General features: G+C 57.2%; 17 protein-coding genes and 3 tRNA genes. 11 read left to right on the top strand and 9 right to left on the bottom strand.

Annotation, left to right across the window (positions count from 1 at the left end; all coding sequences use genetic code 11):
- Positions 1–49 precede the first annotated feature (49 nt).
- Positions 50–1102, top strand: a complete 1053-nt coding sequence (rlmN, locus tag ACESUZ_RS06455; protein WP_035136497.1) for a dual-specificity RNA methyltransferase RlmN — start codon at positions 50–52, stop codon at positions 1100–1102.
- Positions 1103–1301: 199 nt separating this feature from the next.
- On the opposite strand, the gene ACESUZ_RS06450 is transcribed toward rlmN, so the two are convergent.
- From ACESUZ_RS06450 to rpmH, 9 genes are all read right to left on the bottom strand, one after another.
- Positions 1302–1556: a hypothetical protein gene (locus ACESUZ_RS06450; RefSeq protein WP_149926478.1), complete on the bottom strand. Its 255-nt coding sequence runs from the start codon at positions 1554–1556 to the stop codon at positions 1302–1304.
- On the bottom strand, positions 1546–2451 hold the full coding sequence (locus ACESUZ_RS06445) for a ParB/RepB/Spo0J family partition protein (RefSeq protein ID WP_373199117.1): 906 nt from the start codon (positions 2449–2451) through the stop codon (positions 1546–1548). Before ACESUZ_RS06445 ends, ACESUZ_RS06450 begins: the two co-directional genes overlap by 11 nt.
- A complete protein-coding gene (locus ACESUZ_RS06440) occupies positions 2444–3244 on the bottom strand; it encodes a ParA family protein (RefSeq protein WP_022093800.1) in 801 nt (266 codons plus the stop codon). The genes ACESUZ_RS06445 and ACESUZ_RS06440 overlap by 8 nt, the downstream gene beginning before the upstream one ends.
- Positions 3245–3378: 134 nt before the next feature.
- On the bottom strand, positions 3379–4116 hold the full coding sequence (gene rsmG, locus ACESUZ_RS06435) for a 16S rRNA (guanine(527)-N(7))-methyltransferase RsmG (protein WP_373199115.1): 738 nt from the start codon (positions 4114–4116) through the stop codon (positions 3379–3381).
- 96 nt (positions 4117–4212) lie between these two features.
- Positions 4213–4782 (bottom strand): Jag family protein, encoded by a 570-nt coding sequence (locus tag ACESUZ_RS06430; protein WP_349114809.1) that lies wholly within the window; start codon positions 4780–4782, stop codon positions 4213–4215.
- A 44-nt stretch (positions 4783–4826) separates the two neighbouring features.
- Positions 4827–5597, bottom strand: coding sequence for a YidC/Oxa1 family membrane protein insertase (locus ACESUZ_RS06425; protein ID WP_035136499.1), 771 nt, complete (start codon positions 5595–5597; stop codon positions 4827–4829).
- Between the two features lie 29 nt (positions 5598–5626).
- A complete protein-coding gene (gene yidD, locus ACESUZ_RS06420) occupies positions 5627–5851 on the bottom strand; it encodes a membrane protein insertion efficiency factor YidD (RefSeq protein ID WP_082222962.1) in 225 nt (74 codons plus the stop codon).
- Entirely contained in the window at positions 5848–6186 is a 339-nt protein-coding gene (gene rnpA, locus ACESUZ_RS06415; protein ID WP_006236191.1) for a ribonuclease P protein component, read from the bottom strand. The genes yidD and rnpA overlap by 4 nt, the downstream gene beginning before the upstream one ends.
- Positions 6187–6206: 20 nt before the next feature.
- On the bottom strand, positions 6207–6341 hold the full coding sequence (gene rpmH / locus ACESUZ_RS06410; RefSeq protein ID WP_019127408.1) for a 50S ribosomal protein L34: 135 nt from the start codon (positions 6339–6341) through the stop codon (positions 6207–6209).
- Between the two features lie 273 nt (positions 6342–6614).
- On the opposite strand from rpmH, the gene ACESUZ_RS06405 reads away from it, so the two are divergent.
- The 10 genes from ACESUZ_RS06405 (at position 6615) to ACESUZ_RS06360 (ending at position 18418) form a co-directional block, all read left to right on the top strand.
- On the top strand, positions 6615–8039 hold the full coding sequence (locus ACESUZ_RS06405; protein WP_373199112.1) for an ATP-binding protein: 1425 nt from the start codon (positions 6615–6617) through the stop codon (positions 8037–8039).
- A 15-nt stretch (positions 8040–8054) separates the two neighbouring features.
- Positions 8055–9779, top strand: coding sequence for a DnaA ATPase domain-containing protein (locus ACESUZ_RS06400; RefSeq protein ID WP_373199110.1), 1725 nt, complete (start codon positions 8055–8057; stop codon positions 9777–9779).
- A gap of 238 nt (positions 9780–10017) precedes the next feature.
- Positions 10018–11121, top strand: a complete 1104-nt coding sequence (gene dnaN / locus ACESUZ_RS06395) for a DNA polymerase III subunit beta (protein WP_152068594.1) — start codon at positions 10018–10020, stop codon at positions 11119–11121.
- 9 nt (positions 11122–11130) lie between these two features.
- Positions 11131–12237, top strand: a complete 1107-nt coding sequence (gene recF / locus ACESUZ_RS06390) for a DNA replication/repair protein RecF (protein ID WP_373199109.1) — start codon at positions 11131–11133, stop codon at positions 12235–12237.
- Positions 12224–12787 carry a DciA family protein gene (locus tag ACESUZ_RS06385; protein WP_055287306.1) on the top strand — a complete coding sequence of 188 codons (564 nt, stop codon included), beginning with the start codon at positions 12224–12226 and terminating at the stop codon, positions 12785–12787. The genes recF and ACESUZ_RS06385 overlap by 14 nt, the downstream gene beginning before the upstream one ends.
- A 105-nt stretch (positions 12788–12892) precedes the next feature.
- On the top strand, positions 12893–14923 hold the full coding sequence (gyrB, locus tag ACESUZ_RS06380) for a DNA topoisomerase (ATP-hydrolyzing) subunit B (RefSeq protein ID WP_040360015.1): 2031 nt from the start codon (positions 12893–12895) through the stop codon (positions 14921–14923).
- Positions 14924–15108: 185 nt separating this feature from the next.
- Positions 15109–17820, top strand: coding sequence for a DNA gyrase subunit A (gene gyrA, locus ACESUZ_RS06375; RefSeq protein WP_373199130.1), 2712 nt, complete (start codon positions 15109–15111; stop codon positions 17818–17820).
- Positions 17821–18120: 300 nt separating this feature from the next.
- Positions 18121–18197: transfer RNA gene (locus ACESUZ_RS06370), tRNA-Ile, on the top strand.
- A gap of 67 nt (positions 18198–18264) precedes the next feature.
- Positions 18265–18340, top strand: a tRNA-Ala gene (locus tag ACESUZ_RS06365).
- A 4-nt stretch (positions 18341–18344) separates the two neighbouring features.
- Positions 18345–18418, top strand: a tRNA-Ile gene (locus tag ACESUZ_RS06360).
- Positions 18419–18420 lie beyond the last annotated feature (2 nt).

Raw genomic sequence — 18420 nt, 5'->3', positions numbered from 1 at the left:
CCATATTGTAGCGATACCCTCTACGTTTCCCCAAAATCGAAAGGCTTCCATGAATCCCAGGACTAAATCTCAGGACATTCGCGACTTGAGCCAAAACGATATTCGCGAGCTCGTGGCCGAGCTTGGCCAGCCCGCCTTCCGCGCGAAGCAGCTCATCGAATGGGTCTTTGAGAAGAACGTTTGTTCGTTCGACGACATGACCAACCTTCCCAAGGCTTTCCGCGAGCAGCTTAAAGAGGCTTTTGCCTTTGATACGCCGACTGAACTCACCAAGCAGGTTTCCAAAGATGGCTCGCGCAAGTATCTGCTCGAGTACCACGACGGCATTTCCGTCGAAACTGTCGGTATGCCCCGTCGCAACAAGCTTTCCGTCTGCGTTTCCACCCAGGCAGGCTGCGGCATGGGCTGTGCCTTTTGCGCTACCGGCCTCAACGGCCTCAAGCGCTCTCTGACCGCTCAAGAGATCGTCGACCAGGTACTTCATGTATCCAACGACTTTGGCGAGCGCGTCACGAGCGTTGTCTTCATGGGCCAGGGCGAGCCGTTTGCCAACTACGACGAGGTTCTCAAGGCGTTGCGAATCCTCAACGACCCCGATGGCATCGGTATCGGTGCTCGTCACCTCACCGTCTCTACCAGCGGCGTTATTCCCGGTATTCGCAAATTTGCCGACATCCCCGAGCAGTTCACGCTTGCGGTTTCCCTGCATTCCGCCATCCAGTCGACACGCAATAAGCTAATGCCCGGTGTTAAGAAGTACACGCTACTTCGCCTTCACGAGGCGCTTCAACTCTACACCGAGAAGACTGGCCGCCGCCCGACCTATGAGTATGCCATGATCGAAGGCGTCAACGATACGAATCCCGAGATGCAGGCGCTCTGCGACTTCTGCGAGGGAACGTTGTGCCACGTTAACCTGATTCAGCTTAACGACATCGAGGGCAGCCCGCTCAAGCCGTCGCCGATTCATAAGGTTGAGGATCTTCAGCGTCGTCTTGAGTCCCGTGGCATCGAGACCACGATTCGTAACTCCCGTGGTAACGATATTGACGCCGCTTGCGGACAGCTGAAGCAGCGCTTCAAAGTTCAGAAGAACGCATAGGGGAGTCGCACCCCAAAACGTTTCATGTGAAACATCGAACGGCCCCGGTTACAGGAGATGCAACCGGGGCCGTTTTATTTATTGACCTTAATTTTGAATCAGCTGCTACCTGTCCCATTTTTTACGGCCAAAATAAGGGGTCCTTGCCTCGTGAATCAGACAAGGACCCCTCAAAATATGCTAAGTAATTGTTAGGTACCTAATAGCCTACATTTTCCCATTGGTTACTAACCCAACCTTGATTAATCTTGGGATTCTTCGTTACCTGAGCCGTACGCATGGCAACATCTTCTGTCATAACATCCATTTTCTTCTTGGATGTATCGACAATATCTTGCGCACTACGAAGCAAACGACCTCGAAGTTCATCGTCTGTCGCGATCTTATAGCCGGCAAAGGCACCAGCCGCGACAGTCGTCGCCAATGCAATCGCAGTTAAAATCCTATTCCTCATCTTGGCCTCCTTGATCAAACTGAATCATTTCGCCAAGAATACGAGAGAGCTCTTCCTCGTCTTTAAACTCAATCTCAATCTTATTCTTTCCACACGAGCTCTTAACACGCACGTTGGTATTAAAAACCTGACGAAGCACGCGGGCAGCCTTTTTAAAAGACTGAGGCGTTGCAGGCCTCGGCGTCTTAGGTGTCTCTCCGGCAGAAAACAACGGAGCAAGATTTTCTGTCGCTCTTACGGAAAGGCCCTCTGCAACAACCTTCTCTGCAAGTCGAATTCGAGCGTCCTCATAGGGAACTGCAAGAATCGCACGTGCATGACCAGCAGTAAGTTTGCCCTCAAAAATCATCTGCTGAACAATTTCAGGGAGATCGAGAAGGCGCAGCGAGTTTGTAATTGCAGAGCGTGACTTGCTGACTGCCTTCGACAATGCCTCCTGGGTCATACCGCTGGCATCGATAAGCTGGCGATAGCCCTTAGCCTCTTCGACGGGATTCAGATCAGAACGCTGAAGGTTTTCGATCAGAGCAAGAGCCAGCATCTCTTCATCATTAACATCTTTAATGATGACAGGCAGCTCCTCAAGACCAGCAAGCTTTGACGCTTGGTAACGACGCTCACCAGCGATGATCTCATAGCCGTTTCCATGCTTGCGAACCAAAAGCGGCTGCAAGACGCCATGTTCTTGGATTGATTCGCTCAACTCACGAAGTTCAGTTTCGTTAAAGTGAATTCGCGGCTGATTAGGGTTGGGAACGATATCCTCAATAGGTAGTTTTGTTTCAGATGCGGCATTCGAAGCCGATGCAGCCGAACCACCGGTCTCATACTCGGCCTCTGAGACCAAAGCATTGAGTCCACGTCCCAATCCGCCACGTTTCTTTACACTAGGCACGCTTGATCACCTCTTTTGCAAGGTTCATATATGCTTTTGCACCCTTATTTTGAGGTGCATAGGTAATTACCGGTTCCCCAAAAGACGGAGCTTCGGAGATTTTAACCGTACGGGGGATCAACGTCTTAAATGCCTTATCACCAAAGTACGATTGAACCTCCTCAACAACCTGATTCGATAGAGAAGTACGCGAGTCATACATGGTCATAAGCACACCGTAGGTGTCTAAGCCCTTGTTCAGACGAGATTTGACCATCTTCATTGACTCAAGCAGCTTCGTAACGCCCTCGAGTGCGTAATACTCGCACTGGATCGGAATCAAAACGCTGTCTGCTGCGGTCAAAGCGTTGATAGTAAGCAGGCCGAGCGAAGGAGGGCAGTCAATGAAAATAAAATCGAACTCGTCCTGAATCGGCTCAAGCAAATCTTTGAGACGGGTTTCACGAGCAATTGCGCTTACGAGTTCAATTTCCGCGCCTGCAAGCTGAATTGTAGCCGGAATTACGAATACCTTTTTGCAATTTGTATCAAGAACAAGCGATTCTGCCGGCACATCATTCAGCAATGCATCATAGATGCAGTGATCAAGGTCTTCTTTTTCAATTCCGAATCCACTGGTGCTGTTTCCCTGCGGATCAAAATCAACAATCAGTGTCTTACGACCCTGCTCACCCAGTGCTGCTGCAAGGTTTACAGCCGTCGTTGACTTACCGACGCCGCCTTTTTGATTGATGATTGCAATGATACGCGTGTCTTTTGCGCTCTTAGAACGCTTAACGTCGCGAAATCCCACGGTCCCTCCTGGTGTGTATTAAAGCTGTCAAACGGAGGATGTTTCACGTGAAACATTCCGAATCTATAGCAACTGCTATGTTTCACGTGAAACACTGCAAGCTGTTAGTAACCATTATGTTTCACGTGAAACATCTAGGCAAGCGGATTCTTCTTTGCCATGCCATTTGCACGAGGCAATGAAACGGATGCTGAATGACTCTTCTTAAGAACAATGAACTCCCTGTGACCCAAGCCTTCAGGCAAATCAATTGCGTCATTCAGAAGCAAAGTGAAGCCGCAAATCTTAGCTGCTGACATGCCGGAAGCAAGCTCCTCATCCGAAGGATTGCCCTTGGTGATAACAAATAGCCCTCCATCCTTCAGGTACGGAGCCGCATACTCAACAAGAATCGGTAGAGGGGCCAGTGCGCGGGCGGTTACAACGGAGAACTGCTTCTTATGGCTTCGAGCATATTCTTCAAGACGATCATGAACCGCATGAGCATGTTTCAATCCAAGAGCATGGACAAAGGAATTAACCGCATCAACCTTCTTGCCAACAGAGTCAATATAAGTAGCTTTTCGATGCGTGGTTATGGTTAATGGAATACCAGGGAAGCCCGCACCTGTTCCCATATCGAGCAAAGCTCCCTCAGGAGCCTTATTGATATAGGGGAGCAAAACAAGTGAGTCGAGGATATGAAGTACGGCAGCATCTTCTACGTTAAGAATACGGGTGAGATTGGTTGTCTTATTTGTTTCTAGAACCAAATCCAAATGCTGGATACATTTCCTCAGCTCAATATCAGTTACGCTCAAGGAATATTCTTTGCAATAGGAAGTTAGGAGACTCAACATCTCGTCAGCCTGCTGATCGGTAAGTACAAACAACTGAAGCTCCTTTCTGACAAAAATCAGCGTATCGAGAACTTTTGACAAAAAAAGGGGACGTGGAAACCACGTCCCCCTAGCATAAGCTCGAGTAGATTATCGAGCAACAATCACCACATGGCGATCAGGGTCAGAACCCTCAGAATGAGTATCGACTGCATCGTTGCCACGAAGTGTAATGTGAACCAGTCGGCGCTCGTAGGCATTCATGGGCGGAAGCGAAACACTCTTATGAGTGCGGATGGCACGCTCGGCAGCAGACTGAGCCATGGAGGCGACCTTATCCTGACGGCGACTCTTGTATCCCTCGACGTCCACTACAACCGGATACCTAAAGCCAAGCTTGCGGCTCACCAGCAAAGAGAACATAACCTGAAGAGCATCAAGAGTGCGACCATGACGGCCAATGAGAACAGCAAGGTCGGGAGCCGTTACATCCAAAATCAGCTCACCCTCGTCGCCCTCATACTCATCGATAGGAGAGTTGGCGGCATCGAAGTGCGAAAGGATGGAACGCAGGATGGAAATCGCAACATCGGCAATGGTGTCGAGCTCCTCATCGGTCAGCTCTTCACCAGCCTTGTAGCGCTGTGCAATCTCGGGATAATCGCCCGCGACCTGCGGGGCAACCTCCTCAAGCATATCCTCGATGATCTCTTCAGACATAACGTACTCCAAAAGTTAGGTACCTAAATAAGATTGATATCCCACTACTTCTTCTTGTGCGGGCGCGGCTTCTTCTCGCGACGAGTGACCTCAACCTGCAGCGGAGCGTTCTTAAGACGCTCCTCCTCATCGGCCTTCGCCTTGTCGATGACCTTCTGCGTCACAAAAATCTGCTGGATAACCTGCCAAGCAGACGAGACGTCGTAGTACAGCAGAACACCAACGGGAAGGCTCCAGCCCATCCAAAGCATCATGACCGTCATGACAACGGCCATCATACGCATGCTCTGAGCCTGCTGGCCGGTCTGGTTGCGCGACATATAGAGCTGCGGAATCAGGGTCAGGACGGCAAACAGGATCAGGCAAACCAGCGCAGGCAGTGCAACCATAAAGCCATCGGCAAAGGAAGCGCTCGGCGTGGTGGTCAGGTCGGGCAGGATGTTGAAGAACGAGAACGTGCCGTTGTTAAAGTACTGCGGCAGGTTGCGCAGCAATGTAAACAGGGCGAACAGGATAGGCATCTGAATCAGCAGCGGCAGACAGCCAGCCATGGGGTTGAACTTGTTCTCGCTGTAGAACTTCTGCATCTCCTCGGCCTGACGCTGGGGATCGTCGGCATAGCGCTCCTGGATCTCGAGCATCTTGGGCTGCAGCACCTGCATGCGAGCCGTCGACTTGGTCGACTTGAGCATAAGCGGCGTCAGCAGCAGACGGATGATGACCACCAGGATGATGATGGACAGGCCCCAGTCGACCGCAAAGGTCTGGATGAGCTTGAGCAGCTCGAAAAGGATGTTAACGATCCAATCCCACATGTAAGTTTTCCTCCGATAGCGAGTGCCCGCTAGGGCACAGGGTCATAACCGCCGACGTGCAGGGGATTGCAGCGAGCGATGCGCCTCACGGCAAGCCAGCAGCCTCTCAAAACACCGTGCTTCTCAATCGCCTGGATGGCGTATTGCGAGCACGTTGGGTAATAAATGCAGGCGTCAGGCAATAAGGGCGAAATAACCTGTTGATATATGCGAATAGGAGCGATGGCAACACGTCGCAAAACGTGATTGCTCATCGCTCCTCCCCGGCAACGCCGGCGCGCTTCATAAGCGAACGCAACGCCTTGTCCATCTCCTGCGGCGAGGAAACCCTCGTCTTGGGAGTTGCAAACAAGATGATGTCATAACCCGCAACGGGAAATCCGCAGCTGCGGGCGGCCTCGCGCATCACACGCTTAGATCGGTTGCGCACGACGGCACAACCGAGTCGCTTAGCACCAACGAAGGCGACCCTTCCGGAGTCGCCTTCGCCAACCGATTCACATATGGTCATTCGAATCAGAGGGTGATTGAAACGACGCCCCTGACTGAACACATGCTCGAAATCTTGCCGAGACTTAATAGTCTTCATGCGAGATGTGTGTATCGCTGCTAGACAGTGAGACGCTTGCGGCCCTTGGCGCGACGACGGGCGAGCACGGCACGACCACCCTTAGTGGCCATACGGGCACGGAAGCCATGGGTCTTGGCACGCTTACGCTTATTAGGCTGATACGTACGCTTCATCTTAAGTTCCTCCTGCTGCATTTCGAGTGTCCGCGGGGACGCGGACGCAGATATAGACACGTGAGCTTGAAGATTGTAGGGAAATCAATGTTCAAATGTCAAGAAATCAAAGGTAAAAGGTTGCGCAGTTCACACGGTTCCCCCATAAGCCAAGCTCGATTTAGCGGTGCATGGCAACTTTTCATGATATTTCATCGAGTTTTCAACAGGTCATGTTGGCAATGTTGAGAACTTTTCGTCCGTTTTCCAAAGTTTTCAACAGGTTTTGAAAGTTTGTCGAAAGATGAGAAACATTGCACGGTGAGCTACTATTTGTTCGAAACCTTTTGGAAGATTGCGAGCGGCATGTCTGACGACTTTTACACCATGGTCGATTCCGGAGACCCGGCACCCGACAACGAGCACATCACCGGCGTGCGCGAAGAGCGTGACGAAGGTGAACAGACGACAACGCAGGCGCCAAAAGCCATGTACGCCGCGCGCATCGCCGTCTATGACGACATGCTGTCGACACCGCGTGTGATCGTCATCGATCCGCAAGATGTCCGCACGTATTTGGAAGAGACGACCAACACCGTCTACCAGTGCATGAAAGAACAAGGTGGCCATATCTCGCTCATGGTCATCCGCGAGATTGTCGAAAACTTTATCCACGCACACTTTGCAGAGCCCATCATCTCGATTCTGGACGGCGGAGACACCATCCGCTTTGCTGACCAAGGACCCGGCATCGACGACAAGGAACGCGCTTTCGACTTTGGCGTTACCAGCGCAAACAGCAAGATGAAGCGCTATATCCGTGGAACCGGAGCAGGGTTTCCCATGGTGCAGGAGTATTTGGAAAACGCCGGCGGTGCCGTATCCATCGAGGACAACATGGGCAACGGCACCGTGGTTACGGTAAGCCTGAACCCTAAACGCGTGCAGGAAATCGAGCGTGCCGGCGGACGCGGTGCTGCCGTGCGGCCCGAGACGGAGCAGCCCACATATCCCCTGCCGGGAGCTTTTGCGCAGCAGCCCATGGCAACGCAGCAGATGCAGCCCCCCGTGGGGCAGATGCAGCAGCCCGGAATGCTTCCCACACAAGAGCCCCAGGCGGCATCTATGTCGATGACGCCAAACATGCCAGAGGCCATGCCGCTGGCAGATCAGGATGCAGCAGCAATGCAGCAGGCGACGGGGGCACCGGGTGGCCAGCAAATGGGCTATCAGCCGTACCAACGGGGATATCCATATCAGCAGATGTCGCCACTGGGGTATGGCCAGCAGTTCCCGCAGCAGTACCAGCAGGGATATCAGCAGCCGTACCAGCAGATGCCGCAGCAGCAGTACAACCCCTGGGCCCAACAGATGCCTCTGCAGCCTTACCAACAGTGGCCTCAAAGTTTTCAACAGCAAATGCCGCCGATGCAGAGTTCTCAACAACCAGCAGCTCAAATGATGTATCCTAATGCAGCAAATCAGTATGCGCAGCCACAACCGGACGTGTTCGTAAGCGATCGCGGCAACGCCGCGCTGGGCTATCTGGCGCAAAATCAAGCGTGCGGTGCAACCGATCTGGCGAGGGCGTTTGGAAACTCGGCCCCCACTTGGTCACGCACGCTCAATGACTTGGCGCAGGCCGGCTTGGTCATCAAGCATGGCCAGAAATACCATCTGACCGAACTCGGCGCCGCTCGCGTGCGAGCTCAGAGCTAAAGAACGGGAGAGACAGTGGACGAGGAAGCAAGCATCATCCTGGGGGATGCCATCGCCTTTTGCCAGCGCGACGGCCAAGATGCACGCCTCATCAACATGCTGGGGCAATCGCGGGCCATAAGCCTGACCGAAGATACGCTCACGATCGAGGCCCCCTCGCGCTTTGCCATCGCGCAGCTCAAAAAGCATCAGCCGACTATTGAGGCCTATCTGGAAGAAATCGCCTTTGCACCGATCGCGCTCGACATCGTGGCACCGCAAGGCGCCGCAACGGAATCCGGTGCCGCGACGGCGCCCGCCACGGCTCCCGCCGCTTCCCCGGCGGCACCGACCTCCGCAGGCGACGTGCCGACAATCGAGCACCAGCACAGCGATGTTTCCCGTGAAACCATGGCACCGTTGCCGACCGCGGCGGCGACGTCAACGAACGCACCCGTCACGCACATGCCTATCGCTCACGACGCAGCGGCGGGCGCGGATTCGGGCATTGCAATCAAGAACACGCTCTCGGCCGATGATTTTCGTCGCATGATGAACCAGATGAAGGGCGGAGCGCCGACTAAATCCACGCAAGCTGCGACCCCCGCTTCACCCATACCGGCGCCGGCCGTGCCGGCCGAGCAGAATACGGATGGAGCCCCGCTCGCCGCGAACTCAAAATTTACCTTTGAGAACTTTGTCTACGGCCCCGAAAACAGCCATGCCTATCGCTCGGCACTCAAGTTTGCCGCCCTCGCGGACGAGCGCGGCACATGCACATCACTGTTCATCTACGGCAAATCGGGCCTGGGCAAGACGCACCTGCTGCTTGCCATCAAAAACGAGCTCGCCGAGAAGTCGCCCGAGATCAAGGTCAAGTATGCCAACTCCCAGGCATATCTGGACGACCTGATGACCGAGTTCGACCGCCAAAAGAAGAGCAACGCCCCCATCATGCAGGCGTACCACGGCGTGGACGTGCTCATCATCGATGACATCCAAAACATCATCGGCAAGCGCGCGAGCGTGGACTACTTTTTCCAGCTCATGGACGAGTTCATCCGCAACAACAAGAAGGTCGTCATCGCGGCAGACCGTGCCCCCAAGGACCTGAGCATGGACGAGCGTCTGACCAGCCGCTTCAACGCCGGCATGCTCTGCCTGGTCGCAGAGCCCAGCTACGAGATGAAATACAAGATCTTGCAGCGCTATTACGAGAACACCATCGTCGCCGCTCCCGAGGCAGGCGACGACTCGCTGCTGGCGGCCTATGGGGGCGACGGCGGACACCTGACCGACGAGCACTTTAAACACATGGCCGAGGTCTCGGGCACCAACATCCGCGAACTCGAGAGCTTTTGCGAGCGCTGCGCCGGCGAGGCGGGCGACCGCGAGCGCGAGGGCGGGGAGCTCACCTTTGACGATATCGACGCCATCGCCAGCCAGTACTTCGACACATCGGCCAAAAAGATCAACGTCCAGACGGTTCAGTCCGTCATCGAAGAGCAGTACGGCGTGACGCACGAGGAGCTCATCGGCCCGCGTCGCAACGCCAATATCGCCAAAGCACGCCATATCGCTATCTACCTGGCCATCGAGATGTGCGAGATGACGACCACGGCGGTGGGCGCCGAATTTGGCAACCGCAACCACTCGACCGTCAGCACGAGCTACAAAAAGGTCCAGAAGATGATCCAGGAAGACCGTACCGTCACCGAAGACCTCAAATCGCTGCGCGATAAAATTACACTGCGCTCGTAGGGAAATAGAGACACCTGTTGAAAACTTGTCGAAACCATGGGCATAAGGTGTCTAAAACCCAACCCGCGGTGGTGAAAAGTTTTGCGCAGGTTTTGAACGTGGAAAACCACCCCCGTTGCACACAGGTTGCTGTCGATTCTCTTTCTGGGTCTGACCTGCGTCTTTGGGAGTAATCAACAGTTTCGTCAGTGCTATTACTATTATTAAGATATTTATATCTAAAGAAAGGTATTAAAAGATGAAGTTCACCGTCAGCCAGAGCTCGCTTACACAAGCCATCGGCGTCGTTATGAAGGGTGTCGCTTCGGCGTCCACCCTTCCCATCCTGTCGGGCGTGCTCGTCAAGGCGCAAGACGGCATCTTGGAATTCCAGACCTCTAACTACACCATCTCGATCCGTCATCGCATCGCGGCACATGTCGAAGAAGGGGGCGAGATGGTTATCCCTTGTAAGATGCTCTCCAATATCACCAAGACCCTCCCCGATGCCCCGGTCACCTTTGAGCTGTCCGAGCGCCAGGTGCTGATTGGTTGTGAGAAGAGCTCTTTCCGCCTGAACACGCTCGATGCCAATGACTTCCCCGAGTTTCCGGCCTATGCCATCGAGAGTGCCGTGGAGCTGCCGACCGATATCTTGTCCGAGATGGTCGGCCGCGTGTGGCGCGTCACCTCGACCGACAAGGCTCGCCCCATCCTGGGCGGCGTGCACATGAAGGTCGAGAACAACACCGTGCGCCTGGTGGCGACCGATTCCTTCCGCTTGGCCGTGTGCGATACGCAGGTCGAGACCTCGACCCTCGAGGGCTCCTTTGAGCTCAACGTTCCGGCTGACGCCTTTAACGACGCACTGAACATCATGGCCAGCCAGGCGACCATCATGATCGGGGCTACCGACACCCAGGTCGTCTTTGAGGCCGGCAACACCACCTACGTGTCGCGTCGTATCGAGGGCGTGTACCCCAACTACAAGCAGCTCATCCCCGATTCGTGCGTGACGAGCGTCAAGATTGACGTCGCCGCCTTTAACGCCGCCCTCAAGCGCGTGGCCGTTATCGCGAGCGCCAACCCCGCCGTCAAGTTCGAGATCGATGTCGAGAACGGGCAGATGGGCCTGTCCTCCATTTCCAATGACCAGGACCTTGCGCAGGAGACGATCGATGTCGAGGCCGAGGGCGAGTCGGGCACCATCGCCTTCAACTACCACTACATCTTCGGCTGCCTCAATGCCCTGTCCAAGGAGAAGGAGATCACGCTGGAGCTCAAGAGCTACTCGCAGGCGGGCATCTTCAAGTCCTACGACAAGATCAACTACCTGTACCTGGTCATGCCGGTCCGCATCTAGCGCTGCGCCATGACCATGTTCGCCCGCGATCTTTCCGTCGCGCACTACCGCGGCTTCGATAGCTATCGTCTTGCCCTGGACGAGGGCGTGACGATACTTGCGGGACCAAACGCGGCGGGAAAGACCAATCTCATAGAGGCGCTGCAGCTGCTGACGAGCGGCGCCTCGTTTAGGCATCCGACCGCAGCCGAGCTCGTCCATGACGGCGTGGGCTCGTGCAAGGTCGAGCTGAGGCTCGAGGGCGACGGCCGCGTGCTTGATATGGGATTGAGCGCGGAGGACGGTAAGCGCTCGTTTAGCCGCAACGGCAAGAGATGCTCTGCCGCCGGTGTACGCGGGGTTCTGCCGAGCGTGCTGTTTTGCCCTGACCATCTGGACATGGTTAAGCGAGGCGCCAGTGTGCGCCGCGCCGCCCTCGATGACTTTGGCATGCAACTGAGCGCACGCTATGCCGATCTTGCGAGCACCTATGGGCGCTGCGTGACCCAGCGTAACGCCTTGCTCAAGGAGACCTGGTGCTGCCGTGAGATGCTCGGCGCGTGGAACGATTCGATTGCCCGCGCGGGCGCGGCTCTGCTCGTGCACCGGTTGGCCCTGCTCGACCGGCTGGCGGGCCATGTACACACTGCCTACGGGCAAGTGGCGTCCGGCGAGGCTGCCAACGTGACCTACACGTCCACACTGGGGGATTTGCCCCAGGTCGAGGATCGCGAAGAGCTGAAGGGCTGGGCGTACGAGCGCATGCTGGCCGCCCTTGATGAGCACGCCGACGAGGAAATTCGCCGCGGCGTGACGTTGGTGGGACCGCATCGCGACGAGATTGAATTTACCGTGGCGGGTCGCTCCGCCCGTTCATTTGCCAGCCAAGGACAGCAGCGAACGTTGGTACTGTCCTGGAAGGTGGCCGAGGTGGCCGTGGCTCGCGATGTTCTGGGTACTGCTCCGCTGTTGCTTCTGGACGACGTGATGAGCGAGCTCGACGGCGAGCGCCGCGGTGCTTTTCTGCGGCTGATCGGCGATGATATCCAAACGGTCATAACCACGACCAACCTGGGATACTTTACCGATGACCTGCTTGATCGAGCCAAGGTGGTGAGCATGGGTGAGACGTGCTAATTACGAGCGCGAGAGCGAAACGGTCGCCTTCAGTGGGTTTTTAAACGCAGAGCGCCAGCGCATCCTGGCGGCTGCAACACCTGAGCGCCGCGCGCAGATGGAGGCTGCCGAGGAGTCGCGCGCGGTCTATCGCGCGTGGAACGCGGTGTGCTCGGGCACGCGCGAGGGGCGGCATGTGACGGGCCTGCGCTACCTGCCCGAGTCCAATGAGCTGCTGGTATATCTCGATTCGCCCTCGTGGACGCAGGAAATGACGCTGTTGCGCGAGATCATCCGCGCGCGCATGGAGCGCGTCGGTGCGCATGTGGATGGCCTGGTGTTCAAAACCACCGCGCCCGGTCACACGCCGCCCGCTGCCAAAGAGCGTCTGCGTCCTGCCGTGGCCGAGCGCCCGCCGGCTCCGCATGCTGACCTAAGTGAGGCCGAGCGCACCGAGATTGAGCGCCAAGTGGCGCCCATCGAAGACCAAAAACTGCGCGAGGCCCTCGAGAACGCCATGAGAGCCAGTGCCGAGTGGGCCAAGGGCGTGCAAGGCAAAAAAGAGCCTTAAATCGCATCTGGTGGCCTTGTAGAGCCAAATACCCTCGTTCCCGAGGGTATTTTTTTACGATAAACTAGTAAGGCTGTACACATTTTCTTGACTGAAGGAGGACGTGTGGCAAACGAAAACGATTACGATGGCGGCGAGATTAAGATTCTCGAAGGTCTCGAGGCCGTTCGTAAGCGCCCGGGCATGTATATCGGCTCGACGAGCGCCAGCGGTCTGCATCACCTGGTGTGGGAGATCGTTGACAACTCCGTCGACGAGGCCATGGCCGGTTTCTGCACCGAGATCCAGGTGACGGTCCACGCCGACAACTCCATCACGGTCGTCGACAACGGGCGCGGCATCCCCGTCGACGAGCACCCTGTTAAAAAGATCCCGACGCTCGAGGTCGTCATGACGATCTTGCACGCCGGCGGTAAGTTCGATAACTCGGCCTATAAGGTCTCGGGCGGCCTGCACGGCGTGGGCATCTCCGTCGTCAACGCGCTGTCCAAGCGCGTGGTCGTTCAGGTTCGTCGCGATGGCAACACCTACGAGATGGAGTTCTCGCGCGGCAAGACCGTCAAGAAGATGGAGGTCGTGGGCACCTCGGATTCGACGGGCACCACCGTCACCTTCTGGCCCGACGATGAGATCTTCGAGACCTGCATCTACGATTTCGATACGCTGCACAACCGTCTGCAGGAGACGGCGTTCCTCAATAAGAACCTCAAAATCGTGCTGACCGACGAGCGCGAAGCGACTCCCCACGTGGAGGAGTTTTGCTACGAGGGCGGCATCATCGACTTCGTCAAGTTCCTCAACGAGGGCAAGGACGTCCCCGAGGCCTTTAAGGAGCCCATCTACATCGAGGGCAAATCGGACCCGGACGCGCCTGTGGCCAAGATGGGAGAGGTCGAGGTTTCCCTGCAGTGGAATAGCGGCTACGGCGAGAACGTCATGTCGTTTGCCAACGACATCTACACCCCCGAAGGCGGCATGCACCTTGAGGGCTTCCGCACCGCGCTCACCCGCGTGATCAACGATTACGCGCGCAAGCAGAACCTGCTCAAGGAAAAAGACGCCAACCTGACCGGCGACGATGTGCGCGAGGGCCTTTCGGCCGTTATCTCGGTCAAGCTGCCCGATCCGCAGTTTGAGGGCCAGACCAAGGCAAAGCTCGGCAGCTCCTATATGCGAGCGCTCACGCTCAAGATTGTGACCGACGGCCTTGTCGATTACCTCGAGGAGCATCCCAAGCCCGCTCGCGAGATCGTCAAGAAGGCGCAACAGGCCTGCAAGGCGCGCAATGCCGCCCGCAAGGCGCGCGAGGCGACCCGCCGCAAGAGCCTGCTCGAGACGGCGTCCCTGCCCGGTAAGCTCGCTGACTGCTCGGTGCGCGATGCCGAGCTGACCGAGCTCTTCATCGTAGAGGGCGACTCGGCAGGCGGTTCGGCCAAGGACGGCCGCCGCCGAGACATCCAGGCGATTCTGCCCCTGCGCGGCAAGATTTTGAACGTCGAACGCGTTGGTGACCATCGCGCGTTCTCGAGTGACACCATTCAGTCGCTGATTACCGCGATCGGCTGCGGCGTCACGACGAGTGCCGGCGACGGCGGCGACTTCGATATCACCAAGGCGCGCTACCACAAGATCATCATCATGACCGATGCAGACGTCGACGGTGCGCATATCCGCATCCTGCTGCTGACGTTCTTCTACAAGTACATGCGTCCGCTGATCGATGCCGGCTACGTCTATGTTGCCTGCCCGCCCATCTTTGGCATTAAGGTGCGCAACAAGATCCACTACGTGTATCCCAACGGCCGCCAGCCCGAAGACGAGATCCTGCGCGACACCATCCAGAGTCTGGGCCTGAACCCCGACGATAACGACGAGGACGGCAAGGCCAAGGACGGCAAGATTACCAAGAAGCGCAAGGGCTATACCGTCCAGCGCTACAAGGGTCTGGGCGAGATGGACCCCAAGCAGCTTGCCTCGACGACGATGGACCCCAAGACCCGCATCCTGCAGCGTGTGTCGATCGAAGACGCCGTGGTGGCGGACCGCGCCGTGCGCGAGCTGATGGGTTCCGAGGTCGGCTATCGCCGCGAATACATTGAAAAACACGCCCACGACGCACGATTCTTGGATGCCTAATCCCTGCGGCTTTCCCAGCCACCGCACCTTCGCCCTCAATCGTCGGTCGCGTACCCAAGTACGCTTCCCTCCTCTTTCGGGCGAATCTGCGGCACCTGGAAAAGCCGTCTCCGTGGTAGGGAACTAATGGACCACGCAAACCATGAGGAGGTAACGTGGCAGACGATATCAACAATAACGAGGGTATGGACGAGGCCAGCGACGCCGGCATGCCCGACGATCTGAAGCGCCTGCTCGCCCGCGCCGAGCAGGGCGAGGATGGCGATCCGGATGCCTATAACCCCGATGCCGATGATGATGAGGAAGAGGATGACGACGGTGAGCTCGAGGAGAGCTTTGGCGAAGTCGATCGTGGTGCCTCGGCCGGCGAGGATATAAACGGCGGCCAGCTCCAGATTTCAGAGTTCGGCCGCGAGATGAAGCAGTCGTTCATCGAGTACTCGATGTCGGTCATCACGGCGCGCGCCCTGCCGGACGTGCGCGATGGCTTAAAGCCGGTGCACCGTCGCATCCTGTACGCAATGAACGAGAGCGGCATCTACCCCAACCGTCCGCACAAGAAGTCGGCCTGGACGGTCGGCGAAGTTATCGGTAAGTACCACCCGCACGGTGACTCTGCGGTCTACGAGGCCATGGTCCGCTTGGCGCAGTGGTTCTCCATGCGTACGCCGCTCATCGACGGTCACGGCAACTTCGGCAATATCGACGGCGACGGCGCGGCGGCCATGCGTTACACCGAGAGCCGCCTGGCAAAGCCCGCCATGGAACTGTTGCGTGACTTGCAGAAGGATACCGTCGACTGGCAGCCCAACTACGACGAATCGCTCGCCGAGCCCGTGGCACTGCCTGCACGTTTCCCCAACCTGCTGGTCAACGGCAGCCAGGGCATCGCCGTCGGCATGGCCACCAACATCGCCCCGCATAACCTCGCCGAGGCGATCGAGGCCACCTGCTACCTGATCGACAACCCCGACGCCACCGTCGACGAGCTCATGCAGATCATGCCCGGTCCGGACTTCCCCACCGGCGCCATCATCATGGGCAGCGCCGGCATTAAGCAGAGCTACGAGACCGGCCGCGGCTCCATTACCGTGCGCGCCAAGGCACACGTTGAGTCCACCAAGACCGGTCGCAGTCGCCTGGTCTTCACCGAGATTCCCTACATGGTCAACAAGGGCACCCTGCAGGAGAAGATTGCCCAGCTCGTCAACGACAAGCGCATCGAGGGCATCTCGGATATGCGCGATGAGTCCAACCAGAAGGGCATCCGTCTGGTTATCGAGCTCAAGAAGGGCGTCATTCCGCAGGTCGTGCTCAACAACCTGTATAAGTACACCTCGCTGCAGACGACCTTTGGCGCCAACAACCTGGCGCTCGTCAACGGCGTTCCCAAATGCCTGAGCCTGCGTGAGATGCTGCAGCACTACATCGACCACCAGGTCGACGTCGTCACCCGCCGCACCCGCTTCGACCTTAAGAAGGCCCAAGCCCGCGCGCATATCCTCGAGGGTTATCTGATGGCTCTCGACCATATCGACGAGGTCATTAGCATCATCCGCTCCTCGCAGACCGACTCCGAGGCCAGCAGCCGCTTGATCGAGCGCTTTGGCTTTACGCCCGAGCAGACCACGGCCATCCTCGAGATGAAGTTGCGCCGCCTGACCGGCCTGGAGCGCGACAAGATCCAAGAAGAGTTGGACGGCCTGCGCCGCGCCATCGCCTACTACGAGGACCTGCTGGCGCATGAGGAGAAGATCCTGGGCGTCATCAAGGAAGAGATGCGCGAGATCTCCAAGAAGTTTGGCGACAAGCGCCGCACCGAGATCAGCCAGGTTGAGAAGGACCTGGATGTCGAAGATCTGATTGCCGACGAGGACATGGTCGTGACCATCACCCACACCGGCTACGTCAAGCGCATCCCGGTGGCCGCCTATCGCGCCCAAAAGCGTGGCGGCAAGGGCGTGTCGGGCGTCAACCTTAAAGAGGACGACGTTATCGACGAGATGTTTATCGCATCCACACACGAGTACGTGCTGTTCTTCTCGAGCAAGGGCAAGGTCTATCGCCTGAAGGTGCACGAGCTGCCGGTTGGCACGCGCCAGGCGCGCGGCACCGCGATCGTCAACCTGCTGCCTTTCGAGGAGGGCGAGAAGATCGCGAGCGTCATCAGCTGCCGCGAGTTCCCCGCCGACGAGTACCTGATGTTTGCCACCAAGAGTGGCATGGTCAAGAAGACCGTGATGAGCGCCTACGACCGTAGCCGCCGCGACGGCCTGATCGCCATCAACCTGAGGGACGACGACGCGCTGCTCGCTGTGCGTCGCGTGCGCGAGGGTGACAAGATCATCATGGCAACCACCGCGGGCAAGGCGATTATGTTCCCCGAGGACCAGGTGCGCGCCACCGGCCGCGATACCAGCGGCGTCCGCGGCATTGGCATGAAGGAAGGCGTGAGCGTTCTTGGTATGGAGATTACCAACGGTAACGGCGACCTGTTTGTCATTACCGAGCGCGGCTACGGCAAACGCACGCCGGTCTCGGATTACCCGGAGCAGAACCGCGGCGGTCAGGGTGTCTACACCATCCAGATGACCGAGCGCAAGGGTAACCTCGCAGCCATGAAGACGGTGGGCCCGCAGCATGAGCTGTTCATCGTGACGGAGGGCGCGACGGTCATTCGCGTCAAGACCGACGAGATCAGCCAAACCGGTCGCGCCACCCAGGGCGTCAAGATGATGACCGTCGACGATAACGACCGCATCTGCGCCGTAGCCCGCATGACGGCCGCCAAGGAGAAGCCCGAAGGCGAAGATGCCGAGGCCACAGCCGACGCCGAAGAGGCCCCGGTCGACCTAGGCGACGGCAACGACATGCCAGAAGATCTCCTCGACGAGTAAGAGGAACTAGCTGGTAGAAAATATCAGACCCCATATATCGGCGGTCGGCGCACCTGCGCGCCGACCGCTTTTTTGACAATTTTGGACCCACGTTCGCCCCGGCCGCGCGGCGGCATATGAAGTCGATCGCGAGTTCCGCACGAGCCGGAGAGCACTTAATGTGCTCTCCGTGCGAGTCAGGACTGTCCGAGCAGGCGACTTCATATGCCGCCGCGCGGCCGGGGCGAACCCCTCCCAAAGATTTTCAAAAAAGTTGTTGACGCGCGCGTAACGACTCGTCTAATATATCCCTTGCGCGATGGACCTGTAGCTCAGTTGGTTAGAGCGTCCGGCTGATAACCGGGAGGTCACAAGTTCGAATCTTGTCAGGTCCACCACTTTCTTTCGCAATAAACACCCCAGCGAGAGCCGAGTCGCCGCCGGGGTGTTTATTACTGTCTCCGTGGGGGTTTAGCTCAGCTGGGAGAGCGCGGGCTTTGCAAGCCTGAGGTCAGGGGTTCGATCCCCCTAACCTCCACCATGATGGACCTGTAGCTCAGTTGGTTAGAGCGTCCGGCTGATAACCGGGAGGTCACAAGTTCGAATCTTGTCAGGTCCACC

Origin of the sequence: Collinsella aerofaciens ATCC 25986, assembly GCF_964239575.1 — a bacterium.
Taxonomy (GTDB): Bacteria; Actinomycetota; Coriobacteriia; order Coriobacteriales; family Coriobacteriaceae; genus Collinsella; species Collinsella aerofaciens_BQ.
Note: the sequence above shows the minus strand (reverse complement) of the source record. Positions and strands in the feature narration are given on the sequence as shown.